29 protein-coding genes are annotated in these 15188 nt (G+C 44.1%); 19 read left to right on the top strand and 10 right to left on the bottom strand.

Features of this window, described 5'->3' with window-relative positions:
* The 10 genes from BN3003_RS13800 to BN3003_RS13755 all read right to left on the bottom strand — a co-directional run.
* On the bottom strand, window positions 1-497 hold a 497-nt coding region (locus BN3003_RS13800; protein WP_199822594.1), incomplete at its 3' end, for a DUF7666 domain-containing protein.
* Between the two features lie 30 nt (window positions 498-527).
* Complete coding sequence (locus BN3003_RS13795; RefSeq protein WP_058356803.1) at window positions 528-800, bottom strand: hypothetical protein; 273 nt, start codon at window positions 798-800, stop codon at window positions 528-530.
* Window positions 797-1033, bottom strand: a complete 237-nt coding sequence (locus tag BN3003_RS13790; protein WP_058357234.1) for a hypothetical protein — start codon at window positions 1031-1033, stop codon at window positions 797-799. Before BN3003_RS13790 ends, BN3003_RS13795 begins: the two co-directional genes overlap by 4 nt.
* A 2-nt stretch (window positions 1034-1035) precedes the next feature.
* Window positions 1036-1218, bottom strand: coding sequence for a hypothetical protein (locus BN3003_RS13785; RefSeq protein WP_058356805.1), 183 nt, complete (start codon window positions 1216-1218; stop codon window positions 1036-1038).
* 185 nt (window positions 1219-1403) lie between these two features.
* Complete coding sequence (locus BN3003_RS13780) at window positions 1404-1589, bottom strand: hypothetical protein (protein ID WP_058357233.1); 186 nt, start codon at window positions 1587-1589, stop codon at window positions 1404-1406.
* A gap of 449 nt (window positions 1590-2038) precedes the next feature.
* Window positions 2039-2362: an Acb2/Tad1 domain-containing protein gene (locus tag BN3003_RS13775; protein WP_058357232.1), complete on the bottom strand. Its 324-nt coding sequence runs from the start codon at window positions 2360-2362 to the stop codon at window positions 2039-2041.
* A 549-nt stretch (window positions 2363-2911) separates the two neighbouring features.
* Window positions 2912-3373, bottom strand: coding sequence for a hypothetical protein (locus tag BN3003_RS13770; RefSeq protein WP_058357231.1), 462 nt, complete (start codon window positions 3371-3373; stop codon window positions 2912-2914).
* Window positions 3374-3375: 2 nt separating this feature from the next.
* Window positions 3376-3834: a helix-turn-helix domain-containing protein gene (locus BN3003_RS13765; protein WP_058357230.1), complete on the bottom strand. Its 459-nt coding sequence runs from the start codon at window positions 3832-3834 to the stop codon at window positions 3376-3378.
* A gap of 31 nt (window positions 3835-3865) precedes the next feature.
* Window positions 3866-4204 (bottom strand): hypothetical protein, encoded by a 339-nt coding sequence (locus BN3003_RS13760; protein ID WP_147645445.1) that lies wholly within the window; start codon window positions 4202-4204, stop codon window positions 3866-3868.
* Between the two features lie 125 nt (window positions 4205-4329).
* Window positions 4330-5022: a LexA family transcriptional regulator gene (locus BN3003_RS13755; protein WP_058357228.1), complete on the bottom strand. Its 693-nt coding sequence runs from the start codon at window positions 5020-5022 to the stop codon at window positions 4330-4332.
* A gap of 107 nt (window positions 5023-5129) precedes the next feature.
* Between BN3003_RS13755 and BN3003_RS13750 the strand changes: the two genes are divergently transcribed.
* The 19 genes from BN3003_RS13750 to BN3003_RS13655 all read left to right on the top strand — a co-directional run bounded on the left by BN3003_RS13750 (window position 5130) and on the right by BN3003_RS13655 (window position 15181).
* Window positions 5130-5351, top strand: a complete 222-nt coding sequence (locus BN3003_RS13750; protein ID WP_058357227.1) for a transcriptional regulator — start codon at window positions 5130-5132, stop codon at window positions 5349-5351.
* Window positions 5352-5363: 12 nt separating this feature from the next.
* Window positions 5364-5846: a phage regulatory CII family protein gene (locus tag BN3003_RS13745; protein ID WP_058357226.1), complete on the top strand. Its 483-nt coding sequence runs from the start codon at window positions 5364-5366 to the stop codon at window positions 5844-5846.
* A gap of 77 nt (window positions 5847-5923) precedes the next feature.
* Entirely contained in the window at window positions 5924-6628 is a 705-nt protein-coding gene (locus BN3003_RS13740) for a phage antirepressor KilAC domain-containing protein (protein ID WP_058357225.1), read from the top strand.
* 128 nt (window positions 6629-6756) lie between these two features.
* The gene (locus BN3003_RS19000; protein ID WP_058357224.1) at window positions 6757-7728 is read left to right on the top strand and encodes a hypothetical protein; all 972 of its coding nucleotides are present in this window, start codon (window positions 6757-6759) and stop codon (window positions 7726-7728) included.
* A gap of 5 nt (window positions 7729-7733) precedes the next feature.
* Window positions 7734-8399 (top strand): hypothetical protein, encoded by a 666-nt coding sequence (locus BN3003_RS13730; protein ID WP_058357223.1) that lies wholly within the window; start codon window positions 7734-7736, stop codon window positions 8397-8399.
* Window positions 8400-8576: 177 nt separating this feature from the next.
* Complete coding sequence (locus tag BN3003_RS13720; protein ID WP_058357221.1) at window positions 8577-9032, top strand: hypothetical protein; 456 nt, start codon at window positions 8577-8579, stop codon at window positions 9030-9032.
* Window positions 9032-9253, top strand: coding sequence for a hypothetical protein (locus tag BN3003_RS13715; protein ID WP_058357220.1), 222 nt, complete (start codon window positions 9032-9034; stop codon window positions 9251-9253). The genes BN3003_RS13720 and BN3003_RS13715 overlap by 1 nt, the downstream gene beginning before the upstream one ends.
* A 61-nt stretch (window positions 9254-9314) precedes the next feature.
* Window positions 9315-9632 (top strand): hypothetical protein, encoded by a 318-nt coding sequence (locus BN3003_RS13710; RefSeq protein ID WP_058357219.1) that lies wholly within the window; start codon window positions 9315-9317, stop codon window positions 9630-9632.
* A 48-nt stretch (window positions 9633-9680) separates the two neighbouring features.
* A complete protein-coding gene (locus BN3003_RS13705; RefSeq protein ID WP_199822593.1) occupies window positions 9681-10001 on the top strand; it encodes a DUF3310 domain-containing protein in 321 nt (106 codons plus the stop codon).
* Between the two features lie 125 nt (window positions 10002-10126).
* Complete coding sequence (locus tag BN3003_RS13700) at window positions 10127-10483, top strand: RusA family crossover junction endodeoxyribonuclease (protein WP_058357218.1); 357 nt, start codon at window positions 10127-10129, stop codon at window positions 10481-10483.
* Window positions 10480-10893 carry a recombination protein NinB gene (locus BN3003_RS13695; RefSeq protein ID WP_058357217.1) on the top strand — a complete coding sequence of 138 codons (414 nt, stop codon included), beginning with the start codon at window positions 10480-10482 and terminating at the stop codon, window positions 10891-10893. Before BN3003_RS13700 ends, BN3003_RS13695 begins: the two co-directional genes overlap by 4 nt.
* Window positions 10893-11189, top strand: a complete 297-nt coding sequence (locus BN3003_RS13690) for a nuclease domain-containing protein (protein WP_058357216.1) — start codon at window positions 10893-10895, stop codon at window positions 11187-11189. Before BN3003_RS13695 ends, BN3003_RS13690 begins: the two co-directional genes overlap by 1 nt.
* A 2-nt stretch (window positions 11190-11191) precedes the next feature.
* Window positions 11192-11731: a hypothetical protein gene (locus BN3003_RS13685; RefSeq protein ID WP_058357215.1), complete on the top strand. Its 540-nt coding sequence runs from the start codon at window positions 11192-11194 to the stop codon at window positions 11729-11731.
* 497 nt (window positions 11732-12228) lie between these two features.
* A complete protein-coding gene (locus BN3003_RS13680; protein ID WP_058357214.1) occupies window positions 12229-12411 on the top strand; it encodes a hypothetical protein in 183 nt (60 codons plus the stop codon).
* 76 nt (window positions 12412-12487) lie between these two features.
* Window positions 12488-12790 carry a hypothetical protein gene (locus BN3003_RS13675; protein ID WP_058357213.1) on the top strand — a complete coding sequence of 101 codons (303 nt, stop codon included), beginning with the start codon at window positions 12488-12490 and terminating at the stop codon, window positions 12788-12790.
* Window positions 12787-13173 carry a hypothetical protein gene (locus BN3003_RS13670; protein ID WP_058357212.1) on the top strand — a complete coding sequence of 129 codons (387 nt, stop codon included), beginning with the start codon at window positions 12787-12789 and terminating at the stop codon, window positions 13171-13173. The genes BN3003_RS13675 and BN3003_RS13670 overlap by 4 nt, the downstream gene beginning before the upstream one ends.
* A complete protein-coding gene (locus tag BN3003_RS13665; RefSeq protein WP_058357211.1) occupies window positions 13170-13523 on the top strand; it encodes a hypothetical protein in 354 nt (117 codons plus the stop codon). The genes BN3003_RS13670 and BN3003_RS13665 overlap by 4 nt, the downstream gene beginning before the upstream one ends.
* A 19-nt stretch (window positions 13524-13542) precedes the next feature.
* Window positions 13543-13965, top strand: coding sequence for a terminase small subunit (locus BN3003_RS13660; RefSeq protein WP_058357210.1), 423 nt, complete (start codon window positions 13543-13545; stop codon window positions 13963-13965).
* Entirely contained in the window at window positions 13943-15181 is a 1239-nt protein-coding gene (locus BN3003_RS13655) for a PBSX family phage terminase large subunit (RefSeq protein ID WP_058357209.1), read from the top strand. Before BN3003_RS13660 ends, BN3003_RS13655 begins: the two co-directional genes overlap by 23 nt.
* Window positions 15182-15188: the final 7 nt, after the last annotated feature.

Genomic DNA, 15188 nt, shown 5'->3' with positions numbered 1-15188 from the left:
AGCCAGTTTTTGGTTGCTGCTGACTGGTAGCCCGTGTTGGTTGCTGCTGAGTAGTAGCCCGTGTTGGTTGCTGCTGACTGGAAGCCAGTGTTTGATTCTTTGGCGGTATCCCATTTAATCTTTGATAAAATCAAATCAACAGCCTTGGAAATCAGAGTTGGCAAGCCTATCTCAGCTTTGATGTGAATACTCCCACACGCAATTTTTGAATCACTGTTACTTTCCTTGCTGATTTCGCCTGAGCATTCAACAATTGCAAATCGTGATGTTGGGTTGTAGTAGTTAAAGACATCCATCGGATTTTCACACGCATGAAACCCTGAAGCGCAAGCCTCAACTTTGCCCTCGTGCGTGTATGTTTCACCAATTTGAAACTGAAAATCTCGGCAAGTTAAGTCAGCGTTAAAGCCTTTGTAGGCGATGATTGGTTGTTGATTCATTTGAATACCTTTTTGTAGTGTTTTAGATAGAAGTATGGCGTTTTCAGGATTTCCCATGCGAGGCCGAGTAGGCAGACGATTACGGGCTTAGTCATACACTTCACCGTAATCCCCCGTCGCCCGCCGCGCCACCAAAGCAGCCTCAAGCGCGGCCTCATACTCCTTGGTTTCAGCTTCAATGCGCAGCTTCGTTTGGTGCCATTCAATCATCGCGCGGCGTTGGTCAGCTTCAATCTGCAATAAGTCCAGTGCGGCCTGTGACGACTGCTGTAACGTGACATCGTGTCGGTCTGCTGTAGAGCCGCACGAGGCCAATAAAAAAGCGGCCAGTAGGCCGCATAGGGTGCGTTTGATTGTCATTTTTCCTGAGCCTCGCTATTTGATTCCAAGCTTTGAATTTTTTCGAGCAACTTATATGCAGGCTCGTATGAAAACAACCATTCATCCATAAAGCCGCCACGAGTTAAATCTTCCCATCTTGCGATTTCACCATTAAGATTAAGCCCAGCTACACCATAGGACTCTTCAAAAAGTTCTTTTAAGTCAAAAACCAATCTTGTTAAAGCTTTTAGTAATTCTTTATTTGTACTCACTCTCAATCCCTTCGATTGTTGTAAGTGATGGGTACCGCAGGATAGCGCGTTACTTGTCGCGTCCACGTCAAATCCATGGCGCTGACCGCCTCACAGGCCGCTTCCATGGTTTTGTGAAAGCTGATGTGCTTCCCGTCTTTGGTTACTTCAAACCGCTTGCCTGCGGCCTTGGCGATTGCTGTCATCCTGTTTCTCCAAAAAAATACCCCCATTGCTGGGGGGTTAAGGGAGCGTACTCAGGAAAGGCGGCAGCTGGATGAAACTGCTTAAGCTTAGAAAAGTGGTTTCGCCACCGCCTTTGTTGAATACGCTAGATGCCAGCCTCGCACTGGCTCGGTGGTTTTATCGATGCCACTAACGCATAACTTGTTTAAGGTTCAGACCAAACAATTTCCAGTTTGCCGCTTGGGTCAATAGCAATGCTATCAACACCTTTCATAGCCATATCGGCCATGATTTCTGACAACTTTTCCTGTGTTGTATTTTGAATAAGCAACAACATGAGTTGTGCCATTTTGCTGCGGCCTAAATCCTCAGCATCCTTCTGAATAATCATCTCACTACCTCCACTCGTTAAAAATCCCACACAGAAAAGAGCAGCCGCGCTCGTACATCACAACCCAACTAGGATTTGGACTACCGTTGATTGACCGCATTTTTTTTCATGCCTGCGCTCTTCTGTGTGAAATCTAGGTTGCTCGTCTTTCCGAGCTGTCATACTTGCATCTCGTTCAAGTAAAGCGCCCTGGCATCGCGGCAATGCAATGCTTCAGGTTCTCCGTGGTTAATGGATTGCGTTAAGAAGCTTCCACACTTCAAGTCTTATGGGTCTAAGTAAGATGATGTCTGCCCCAATCGCCTCGCTCGCTGCTCAATGGCCAATGCCGCCATGTCTTGCCCTCACAAACATCAAATATGTACCACGCCAGCACCACCACCAGAGCAAGCAAACGCAAGGGTTTGCTGTTTATTTAGCTCTGGTCAGCACCACCGTGGGGTGTGCGCTTAAACCTTATTTTCGCCTTCAACCTGACGAGCAATGCGGTCACGGGTGCGGCTTTCAAATGCTTCAAGTGCGGCTTTCAAGCCAGCAATTGCTGCTTCATTTTCAGCACAAGGAAAGTTGCTATTAAGCACTTCGGTACGGTGAATCAAAATTGACAGCAGGGCTTCTGACGTGATGCCGTTCACACCATTTTCTTTAACGGGCCCATTTTGGAAATCAATGGATACAAAACCATCATCGTGGCAAATTTCGTAGTTATGCCCTGGGTTTTCAGTTGAAATGTGGCTTGTGATAACGCCGTTGTTATCTCGATGCAATTCCATATATTTGCCTTAATTGAATTGGTTATAAAAATTTACTACTGCCAATTTCTAGCCGACTTGCCGATTACATGCACCGCTAATTACATCCCTCCGTGCGTCCTATAGACATCCCCACGGTTGCTGTCGTGCTTTGGGTTTACCTACGCCTTGTAATGTGTCCGCATACTTCTTTCAGGTGCCCGATAGGGATTACCATCAGCGAATGATTTGGCGCGCAAGCGTTTAACGCTCCAGTCTATTTACCCCTCACCAGTCAGAGTGGGTCGCTTGCTTCGCTATTGAATTGTTAATTACTGCCGCTACGCACCTAGACCAAACCCGTGTTGATGTGTGCTTCGTGATTCGATGGGTGAAGTATATTTAAAATAGACATTGCTTGTCAATCATAAATAGACATTTAAAATGCACATATGGTTAAGCTATTGTTTTTGATTGAAAAAAATATGAATTTAAAATTGATAACAAAAAACCGCCTTTCGGCGGCTTGTGCTGTTTGGGTGAGGGTGAGACAGGAAAACCGCCACGAGGGCGGTTATTAAGTCATTTTAATTATAGGGATGCGACAGATATTTTTGAGTTTATGCCAAGTTTATAAAGAATATCTTTTGTGGATTGTGAGATTTGAGCATGAACTATATCAAATACTTGGGGTAGCTTATTGTCTTTTTGGTCTATACTTTCTAACATTTCATTTAGCATATCTTCATTCCATTCAGATTCGTTTCTAGGCTCAACTAGAACGATTATTGAGTACTCTGAGTCAATACACAGAAATAATGACTCATTGTCGGATTCCAAATTCTCACCACTTTTATATTCAGCCTTGAATATAAAATGCATTAACCTTGAATCTTCTCGAAATAAAGCATCTACAAGTGAAATACTTAAATCTTCAGAGATATCCGCTTTTTCAAGCGCACCAGAAAGCCACAAATCTCTAAAATTATCACAGTAATCCGTATCAAAACTTATTACACGAATCTCTTGTAAATTTAATTCAATATCAAACATAATTATCTATTCTTATTGATTGAAACAATAGCTTGTTGGGTTTTATTTGATTTTTTTAACAATTGTAATATGGCATCATTTTTAATACCTTGGCTCTTATCGCTTGAAGTTATGAATCTACTAATGTTTGCATTTGAAATGTTTGCTGCTTTGCTTGTACTGTGATGCACGTGATTATATTTTCTTGTTAAAAGCATGAACGCATTATTTATAATTATTTTTTGTGTGGATATGATTAATACTTCATCAAGAGCATGGTACAGTTCTACCATTGTTTCCATTGTTAGATTATTGTCCCCACAAAGAATTCTAGAGATTAATGATTTGCTTTTTCCTGTTTTTTCAGACAATTCTTTTTGACTAATATTTTTTTCAATCATCAAGTTATTTAATTGCAAAGCAAAATCAATCTTAACTCTAGAGATGTCCTTGGCTAGTTCAGGAGTCTTAAGTTGCTTCATTTTACATTCCTAACTTGTAAGTGCGATAAAGCTAATATATGTATCCAAAGCAGTTTTTGCTTGAGCTAAACTTTGCTTTGGTGTTTTTTGAGTTTTTTTTCATCTCGGTATGCGAAAGTACAATTAATCCACCGTTAGGAGCTTTTGCACAATATATTCGCAATCTACCAGCTTTAAACTCATGTATTGTTACACCCTTGTACTCTCCAGCAATATGGAACATTCCATCAGTGAGCATTTCTCCAGCACTATATCTTTCCATCATTGCTTCTAGGTTATAAGCAGAGCCTTGAGTACTACTTTGGTTTTTAAAAGTATCAAAATCAGTTTCAAAAATAGATTTTTCACTTTCATTTTTTGCTATAGCCACTATCGGCTTAACGCCATTGTAGATTGTTTTACAAATCATAGTTTACTTAAAAGTGAATTTTTAATCAATGGCGCAGCTTTGCACCCACCTCTACAACCCACCCACACCTCCCGCAGAGTGTGGGGTTATAGCTGAATAAGATTCAAATCTACTGCTCGCCAAAGCTTTCCATGTATCACAAGCTCATCCTGTTCAGATGGAGTAATTTCAAAATCACCTTTTTCGTAAACTCTATTATCTGAAGTCACCTGAATCACGTTCCCTTTGGATATGTGAAGTCGCTTAAAAAATGTCGCACCTTGGAAGGTAAATAAATATATACCACTACTTACAATTTCATTAATGTCAGTTTTGATGAAGCACATTGACTTCTGAGGGATGGTTGGCTCCATTGAATCCCCATCAGGTGGAATCATCTGTACATGATTTAAGTTAGTAGTGCCAAATAACTCTAGAGCTGCCTCTTCGGTAAAAGACACGGTTCTTATTAAATCAGGGTAGTTTGAATTAAATCTACCACTTCCGCAGGACGCGGCCACGTCATAAAGTTTTAATTTAATTGGACCGTCGTTAGGGTCTTTATAGACTACTGGGCGCGAGTCACTCTGATTAGCATAAGGCAATACCGCGCCAGTTCTTTGGGATATCTCGAGAATCTTATCAAAGGGTATTGCATTGGTATTCTTTTCCCACGCTGATACAGTCCCTTTCCCTTTGTACCCGAGGTCAAGCGCTAACTGTTCTTGACTTAAATCAGCAGATTCCCTTGCTTGTTTAACCCACTTGCCAATATCAATTTCCATAATCTCAAAATCCATTTAAATCCCCTGAATCGTATATTAATAATAGACAAAAGTCGTGCATTTTAGATTGACATTTAAGTCCATTCAAAATAGACTGTATGTAAATTTTAAAAGGAGTTTTCATGACCGCTGCAATCAATAAAGCCGTTCAGGTGGCTGGTGGTCAGTCCAAACTGGCAAGACTGATAGGACGAGACCGAAAAACTATAAATAGCTGGGTAAAAGGCAGAAATCAAATCACACCTTCTGCGGCTTTAGATATTGAGGATGCGACAGGAGTCTCTGCTTATGACCTTGCGTTTGAGTCACTGCTAAAAGCACGCAACAAGTATCCCAAGCCCTGAGGAATAAATCACATGAGTTTTAACCAAGAAGTCACGGAACATCCCGACATTTTGAATTTGTTTCGACTTGCATCTCGGAAATACGGGGACGGTCGCAGCGTTTCAAAAATGGCACAGGACATGGGATTACAGAATGAGCGGTCACTCAATAACAAGTTGAACCCAAATTCTGACCATGCACATTTATCCCTGTACGACGCGTGCAATATTTTGCAGTTGTCACAGGATGCCACCCCGTTGCGCTCTATGGCGTATTTGATTGACTACATGGTTATGCCATTACCGAATTGTCGGGCATCGGCTCAAGACGTTCTAAGTCACTTTATTGATGTGTTTGGCGCGTGTGGTGATGTGGGCGAGGCGATTAAAAATGCCACCCATGATGATTCTGAGCTTGGTGAGAATTTGTCACGTCGAGAGCGAAAAGAAATTATTGCTCACTTGGATGAATTGATTGAAGCCGCAGTGTGTTTGCGTCAGTCGGTTTCAGAATGAAGAAAAGCCAGCACCCGAAGGCACTGGCGATTCCCATATCAAATATTAATGTCGCCTTCCAGACAACGGAGAAAAGTATGAACGAATTATTTTCATTGGTCAATAGCACGCTCAACGGCGAGGCAATACAAACGGTCTCAGCGCGCGAGTTGCATGAGTTTTTGGAAGTGAAGAGCCGCTTCAATGATTGGATTGGCAACCGCATTGAAGAATTTGAATTTATTGAAAATCAAGACTTTGTGACTTTTACTAAAAATTTAGTAAAAGGTCGCCCATCCACTGAATACCACATCTCGCTTGATATGGCGAAAGAGCTTTCGATGGTTGAGCGCAACGAGAAGGGCAAACAAGCACGCCTGTACTTCATTGAATGTGAACGTAAGGCCAAGAGTGCACCCATGTTGCCGCAGTCGTTCTCAGAGGCTCTACGCCTAGCTGCTGACTTGCAAGACCAATTGGCACTGGCAGCACCTAAAGCGGCTGCGTTAGACCGCATTTCTCAAGCTGATGGTGATTTGTGCTTAACCGATGCAGCCAAAACCTTGGGTATGCAGCCTCGTCGCCTGACTGACTGGTTAAGTCAGCATAAATGGATTTACAAGCGCGATGGTAAGGGAAGTTGGATTGGCTACCAAGACAAAATCCAAACAGGCTACTTGCACCATTCGGAGTACCGCTATTTCAGCAAAAGCCAACAGGTGGAGCTTTTGAGTACGCAAGTATTGGTAACGCCTAAGGGCTTGGCTCGGATTGCGCGTGCGATTGAGGAGATGGCAGCGTGAGGCAAAAGAAAAGCCGCTACAGCAATAGCGGCTAATTTAAAACATTTAACTACGAAAGGTGAATTGATTATGGAATATGTAGCGGTCAATGTCAACAAAGGCGGCTCAATTGAAGGCAGGGTAGTTGGATGAAAGCATCAGATTTTTTAAGACACATTGGCAAGCCTATTGCCTATCACCCACGCTTAGCCAAGCCCCTTGGCGGCGTTAATGCTGCTGTCTTGTTCGGGCAGCTTGTTTACTGGTCGGACAAAACAGACCACGAGCTTGGCGTTTACAAGACTGCCGCAGAGATTGAGCAAGAAACAGGCTTGACCACAAAAGAGCAAGAAACTGCTCGCAAAAAGCTGCGTGAATTGGGTGTTTTACATGAAACCCACAAGCGCCTTGAGCATCGCCTTTATTTCAAAATCGATTTCGATGCATACGACATTGTGATGGTTGATTTTATGGAGAAATCCGCGAAACGCAATAGCGATATTCCCGATTCGCAAAAAGGGGATTCGGGAAACTACAAATCAGTGATTCGGGAAACTACAAATCAGCAATCCGACGAATCGCAAAAAGGGGATTCGTATATAGGAGCATTAGATTACCAAGAGATTACTACAGAAGATTACAAACATAATACTTTTGCCGACACGTCTGCCGACGATGTCTGCGCCGAAAATTTGCCTGCTGTGTTGGATGCAGAACAAGCACAACCAGCAGACAAGAAACCAGCCAAACCTGTAGACAAAGAAAAGCGTGCTGCAAACGTTGCTTGCTGGGATGCCTACAGCATTGCTTACGCCAACCGCTACGGGGTAGACCCGATTCGCAATGCCAAAACCAATGCCATGATTGCCAAGTTTGTTGAATACGTTGGCCGTGATGATGCGCCATTGATTGCTGCTCACTACCTGACTGACAACAGCTTTTTCTACACCAACTCAGGCCATGACTTGAGCCTGTTACTGCGTGACTTCCAAAAATTGCGCCAACAGTGGATTACAGGCCGTAAATCAACAGCCACACAAGCCCGCCAAGCTGATGAAACCCAATCACGCTTATCTGCATTCGATTCTTTGGCAGCCAAATACGCTGCCGAACAGGAGTGAATCACATGGCTACCCGTGAACAGAAAATACAAATCCTGCAAGCCTTGGTGATTATCACTGAGATGACAGACACAAAATGGTCTGAGGCCACTTTGGATGCTGTGGTGCAAGAATTGGCTGCATACGACTTCAACCAAGTTCACAAAGCCTTAAACCGTGTGCGTCGTGAGCACAAAGGCCGTTTAACATTGGCTGCAATCTTAGATTTCTTGGATGACGGCTACCCATCTGCTGATGAAGCATGGGCATTGGTGGCTGATGGCATGACGAGCGAGTCATTGACCATCGTGATTCCTGAAATTGCGCAACTAGCGGCAGGTGATGCACGCACGCTGTGGACTTGTGGTGACAAATACGGCGCAAGACAAGCATTCCTGCGCATGTATGAGCGAATGAAAGCAGAGAGGCAATCAGAGCCTTGCAGATGGGTTGTTGAGGCTGGCACAGACAAAGAGCAGCGCGATATGAAAATTAAGGAAGCGACTGCACAGGGCAAATTAGACCGCAGCCGTGCATTGGCTTACTTGCCTGATAACTCCACAGAAACACGCGAATTGTTGCTTACAGGCCAAACATTGACCCCTGAGCAGCGCCGCATTGGTCAGCAACGTACAGGCGCAATGCTGGCAATGTTGGCGGACAAGATGGCGATAAGTGATGAACTGCGATAACTGCCAGCACATAAGCTACCAAGATGCGGCCCAAGCAAAAATGAAGTATTGGGGCGTGTGTAAGCTGGGCAACGAGTGGGAATTTTTAGGCCGCATTTCAAGTTGTAACAGATTTCAAGAAGCAGACGAAGAAACGATTGAAAAACGTAAGCAATGGCTAGGACAAAGGGGCGATAAATGAATAAAGCCAAAAAAAGACCAGTTAAAGATTTACTGGATGATATGGAAAAGCAAGATGCTCATTTCGCAAGTCGAGTTAAGCAGTACGAGCAAATAGTAACTGTAAGCGCTCACATTAAAGAACTGCAAGAAAAATCGGGATTAGGCTGGTGCGCTGACAAGACTGTATTTGCAGAGCTGACAACACCAAGTGGCGCAAAGTTTTATGGGTTTAATGGCTGTGCTAATCCACAAACCAAGTGCCCACGATCAAGTGGTGAGGGTTACACAAAGTGCCGCGAAATATGCCGTCAGCCAGCCCATGCCGAAGTGATGGCAATCAGCCAATGGGATGATGCAGGGGCTGAAATGGGCGCAACGATGCGTGTATGGGGTGCTAACAAGATTTGCTGCAACTGCAAAGCGGTGTGTGCTGAAAATGGTGTGATTGTTGAATTAGTGAGAGGTGAGTGATGGAAAGTGTTGATATTTTAATCCCGTTTTTTTGGTTCGCTTATTTCGTTTGCCTAGGATTTTGGTATGTCGAACTTGCTGCAAAGAAAACCTGGCAATGCGTGCAATACCATGTTTGGGATTATGCCTTTATCGGAATTGTTTTAATTTTATTTCCGTTTTTTATTGCAGCAGTTGCTTTGCTGGTGGCTATTCAAGGGGTGAGTGATGCTGTTCTCTGAAATTTATTACAACGTGTGGTGTGCATTGCAAGAGTATTCGGACAAGTTGAGGGGGTGAGTGATGAGTAAGAAAGTGCTGCTAGTAAATTACATGGGCGACAACAAGGACGGCTCGAAGTGTATTGGCTCAACAAGTATCACATTCAAGAATTACAGAGGCACGGAAAGCAATATCTCTGCAATTTCAAGGTTCGTTTTAGAAGCCAATCAGAACTTGGATGATGTCGATATCACTTCAATTCATTGCACTAATTTGAAAACAGAAGCAGAAAAACACATTGACTGGACGATGCAGGGTTTTGCAATGGCGCTTGGTGCGATGTCTGCATTTGGCTTAGTGAGCATATTGGTTAATTTTATCAATTGGATTGCGGGGTGAGTGATGGTTGGATGCAAACAGTGTGGATTTATAGGAGGTTACGGCCACATGAGCAATTTGTGTGATTCATGCAGCGTCGAGCAGGATGGTTTTAAAACTGTGAGTTTGTGCCAAAACGACAAGATGCAGCACTGGGGTGGCGCTGAGGCTGCTCATGACGCAGTAAACAGCCCCTCACACTACGCAAGCGGTGAAATTGAATGCATAGATGCCATCAAAGCCAGCATGACGCCTGACGCGTTCACAGGCTACTTAAAAGGCAATGTGCAAAAGTACATGTGGCGCTATGAGAAGAAAGTGAATCCTGCCGAGGATTTGAAAAAGGCGCAGTGGTATTTGGCGAGATTGATTGAGGAGGTGGAGCAATGATTAACCCAGTTTATTTTTTCCTATGGTGGGTGATGTGGTTTGAGGGGTATGACGCAATAACAGGTGAGGGCTACGGCTATGTGGATGGCTACGATGACAATTAACGAAAGCTGGGATGGGAATTGATGAAAACATACATGCTGCCGTACCCAATTAGCGCCAATCGATACTGGAAGCACTTCAAAGGCCGCAGCATCGTATCTAAAGAGGCTGTGGCTTACAAAAGCCAAATTGCAGTCATTGTTGGTAGAGCGCCAATTGATAACCACGTTTGCTTGTCGATAGAGCTGCTGCCAAAGCTTACAAAGAGCGGCGAAGCGTCAAAGGTATGCCTAGACCTTGATAACTGCTTAAAGGTCGCCCTAGACGCTTTACAGGGCTGCTTGTATGTCAATGACAACCAAGTGCGCAAGATAAAGCTGCAATACGGCGAGCCAGTAAAAGATGGCGGCTTGTTGATTCGGTATGAGGTGATGGAATGAACAAAGTAACACGATTCATAAACCCAAAAAACAGAGAGCACGTTTTGTTCTTGATGATGCAATTACTTGATGCTGGATTGCTGGAGCATGAGGAAGTGGTCATTGAGTTGCGAGAGAAAACACGCAGTGATGAGCAAAACGCCTGTTTACACGCAATGATTGGCGATGTAGCTGAACAATTGCCATATCAGGGTGAATGGCTCAAGCCTCAGCAATGGAAGCCATTGTTTGTATCAGGCCATGCAGTTGCTACCGATTTGCCGCATCAGGTAGTCACGGGACTGGAGGGTGAATGGGTGAATATTCGTGAATCCACAGCAAAAATGAGCATTAAGCGCTGTGCAAGCCTGATTACCTATGTTGAAGCGTACGGGATTGAGAGTGGCGTGCAATTTCGAGGTGTTTACTGATGAGCAAAATCACACAGTCAGCAAGAAATGAAGAATGCCAGGTGCGCTTAATCGGTATTTGCAACTATAACAGCGAAACCACTGTATTTGCTCATTACCGCAAGGGCGGTCTAGGCGGTATGGGTAAGAAGCCTAAGGACATATTTGGCGCTTATGCGTGCAGTGCTTGCCATGATGTGCTTGATGGTCGTGTAAAGACTGATTTTGATGGCGAATATCTGGACAGTGAATTTAAGACCGCAGTGCTTAGAACGCAGGACATTTTGGTCAATAAAGGTTTGATAAAGGGGATTTAGCTATGTTCAGAAACTTAGGTCACGCATTGCGTTGGTCATACGAAACAGCAGAACGTAGCACAATGGGCTACAGTAACACAGCGGCAATTATGCGCCTGGGTGAGCAATGCGGTGCAAGTGCCAGTACATCGCCCGATGATTTAAGCGCACAGGAGAAGCTTGCACAGGCCGTATGGGTGATTCAAACAGTTGAGGCAATACTAAGCCACCACCCGTTTGAGCTAGCTGCGATACAGTGCGAGTATGGCCGTGGCAGCACAGACTTTGCAGATGGTCTGGTAACGCTTGCAACGCAATTTGACCATGTTTGCATGAACATTTTGATTGTTGATGATTTGCTTGCAAGTTTGTACTGCAAGGGTGATAAGCAATACAAAATGATGCGGCTTGCAGATAAGCACGACAAAGAGCGCAAAGTGCTGTATCGCTATCGAGACAAGATAGAAAAACAATGCAGAGAGTGGCAGTATGCAGCAGAGGAAAAGCTTGAACAGGAGCTTCGAGCAAAAAAGTTATTTTGGTGTGAGAAAATTGCTGCATAGCATCACAACATTTTGATTTAAAAAACGATATGCTGTTGACAAGGTGACACACTTTTAGTATGATTTAGCTATATTCGGCAGAGCTTGCATTTTAGGCTGTTGAATATAGGGGCGTCTTACCGCTCAACAATCTTACTGAAACAGGGTAACAGCAGGTGGTTACCGCCTGCTTTACTCTTTAAAGCACTTGTTTAATCAAGAATCAAGGTGCTTTTAGTTTATTTAGAACATGCGGTAAATGGCATACAGGGTAAGTCCAAACCAATTAAGAGTAATCCTCGCTTGTGGTGCCGCATGTTTTAAGTGAATTAGTTTATTTAATCAAACATATTCAGTGGATGAATGTAATCCTTAAGCATGATAGAGATTGCTGTTTATGTTTGACTAAGTAAATTAGCTTACAGCGTGTACATATCACACAGATATGTCGAAGAAACGCGAAAATTTAAAGATATTGAACCCGTCCATTGAGGCGGGTTTTTTCATGGGCGTTAAATATGCAACGCAGACAATTAAACATCAAGATTGGCACTCAATTGATACTGCCAAGCGGCAATGCGGCCAAGTGCTTAAAGATTGATGGTGACGAGTTCACGTTCCAATACTTTCACGATTGGTCAAAAGTGGTGCTGACCCGTGATGCGATTATCAAGATGATGCCCGAGCGAGTGATTCAATGAATGAGCGCAAACAAAGCTTAAAACAGTTGTGGGCATTCCTGCTTTGGCTTGTGATGCTATTGAGAAAGGTTAAGTGATGGGCTGTCAATCATGTGAAGAAAGACGACTGGCACGAGAAGCCAAGCATTTTGTGCAATCTGCTGGCAAGGTGGTTAAAGCTGCGCTGACAGGCGAACAGGTGCTTGCAACAAAAGAACAACAGAAAGAGCGCTATTTGATATGTGAGCAATGCGACCAAGTGAGCCGAAAGAACGGGATGCCATCGCCAGCAACGATACTCAGTGACGACAAGTGCTTGGAGTGTGGTTGCAAGGTGCTCAAGAAGATTGAGTATGCGACCGAGGCGTGTCCGTTGAAGAAGTGGAGTGAAATCAAATGAAGCTTGGATTAACGACAAAGCACTATCCAAATCACGGCACTGTGATTGTCCCATGTGACAGCCAAGGCAATGCGCTTGGGGATAATGTCAGCAGTGTGGAAGTGAAAGACGGCATTGTTACCATTCAATACCATGCCGATGAATCAATGAAGTTTGGTGGCGCCAAGGGTATGAATAGTGGCCATTACCGATTCTCAGCAATGAATGACGATAGCAAAGGGCAAGATATGGCTAATGCAGAAATGAAGATTAGCGTTGATACGAAAGAGTTTCAATCGATGCTGGATGACTTTATTAAAACTACACTGCCCAATGCTGTGCGTGCTATTGTTCAAGATGAGATGAATAAGCAGGCTAAGGCCGCAGTAATGGAGATTAAATGAATATTGATGACATGAGAAGTGATGAGCAATATCTAAGTGCTGCAATTTCAACTGTAATTAAATCAGGAAAAATCACATTAAACACAGTACAGACATTGGTTGAGTTTGCGCCCGAAATTATGTATCCATTTGCCAATGCTATGGGCGTGGAAGTTGGTAGGCTCAAGGAGATGGCGCACAATGAGATGCTGAATGAGCAGGCCGTAAGTGTACTGATGGATTTAATCTCAAGCAAACTGATGAATAAGAGGTTAGATGATTTTATTCAGATTGACCTGCCCAATGCTGTGCGTGAGATGGTTCGTGATGAGTTGCACAAGCAAACCAAAGAAGCGGCATCAAGCAAATAACAAGTAAAGGAGTAGCAGCATGACGGAGGCTGCAAAAGACGCAGCGCCAAATGCTGTGGGTCGGCCAAGACTGATAAAGTCGCCGCAAGAATTTGATGAGCGTGTGGATACCTACATTAGTTGGTGTCGCTCAAAAGAAGAACCAATCTTGCTTACGGGTTTAATCCTTGCACTTGGCCTGAGTAGCAAGCAAGCTTTCTATAATTATGAGGAATATCCTGAATTTCTGGACTCGGTAAAAAGGGCAAAGCTTCTGGTTGAAATGGAGTATGAAAAACGACTCAACACTTTCAGCTCTGCTACAGGGCCAATTTTCGCATTAAAGAATTTTGGATGGTCTGACAAACAAGAGTTAGATGTCACAACAGGTGGCGATAAGATGAATCAAGCACCAACCATAATTCAATTGGTAGCACCAAATGTCACAAACGGCACGGATTGAGTTACCACCGAAGCTAATACCTGTATTTGCGAGCAAGTCACGGTACAAGGGCGCACACGGTGGGCGGGGAAGTGCTAAGACACGCACATTTGCACTCATGTCGGCAGTAAAGGCTTACCAAGCAGCACAAGCTGGCATATCAGGCACGATACTGTGTGGCCGTGAGTTTATGAACTCGCTTGAAGATTCTTCGATGGAGGAGGTGAAGCAGGCAATCCACTCAATACCGTGGCTGAATGATTATTTTGACATTGGTGAAAAGTACATACGAACCAAAAATGGCTTAGTCAGTTATTCATTTTGCGGTTTGCGTACAAACCTAGACAGCATCAAGTCTAAAGCGCGAATACTGGTTGCATGGGTAGATGAAGCTGAAACAGTCTCAGATATTGCATGGAAGAAACTCACGCCTACAGTGCGTGAAAATGATTCAGAAGTGTGGGTGACATGGAATCCTGAGGCAAAAGGGTCCGCGACCGATACGCGATTTCGCGTAACGCCTCCAAGTGATGCAATCATTGTCGAGATGAATTACACAGACAATCCGTGGTTTCCTGCTGTACTTGAACAAGAGCGGCTGGACGATATGCGCCGCTTAAGTCCTGAAGAATATGCGTGGATTTGGGAGGGCGCGTATCGGACGCAATCTGAAGCACAAGTTTTCCGCAATAAATACCGTATCCAAGCATTCGAGCCACAATCAAACTGGCAAGGGCCATACTATGGTCTCGACTTTGGATTCGCAAACGATCCGACTGCTGGCGTTGAGTGCTATATCAATGGCAACACGCTACACATACGCCGTGAGTGCGGAAAGACTGGCTTGGAGCTGGACGCAACCGCACCACACATACTGCGCCACATGCCTAATGCAGCCAAATACCCGATGCGTGCAGACAGTGCGCGTCCTGAATCTATCAGCTACTTAAAGCGACATGGACTGCCAAAGATGGTGGGCGTGAAAAAGGGCAAAGGCAGTGTAGAGGATGGCATCGAGTTCATGAAGTCATTTGATGAAATCATCATCCACCCCGACTGCAAACAGGTTGCAAGTGAGTTCAGGCTATACAGCTACAAAACAGACCGATTGAGTGGCGATGTGTTACCAGTATTAATGGATGAGCATAACCATTGGATTGATGCAGCACGCTATGCACTAGAGCCGATAATGAAAAAACGCGGCTCATTCAAACAAACAAGCATCAGAATGATTTAACAGCACC

Origin of the sequence: Vitreoscilla massiliensis (assembly GCF_001457815.1) — a bacterium.
Taxonomy (GTDB): domain Bacteria; phylum Pseudomonadota; class Gammaproteobacteria; order Burkholderiales; family Neisseriaceae; genus Vitreoscilla; species Vitreoscilla massiliensis.
This window is presented reverse-complemented; position numbering and strand designations above follow the sequence as displayed.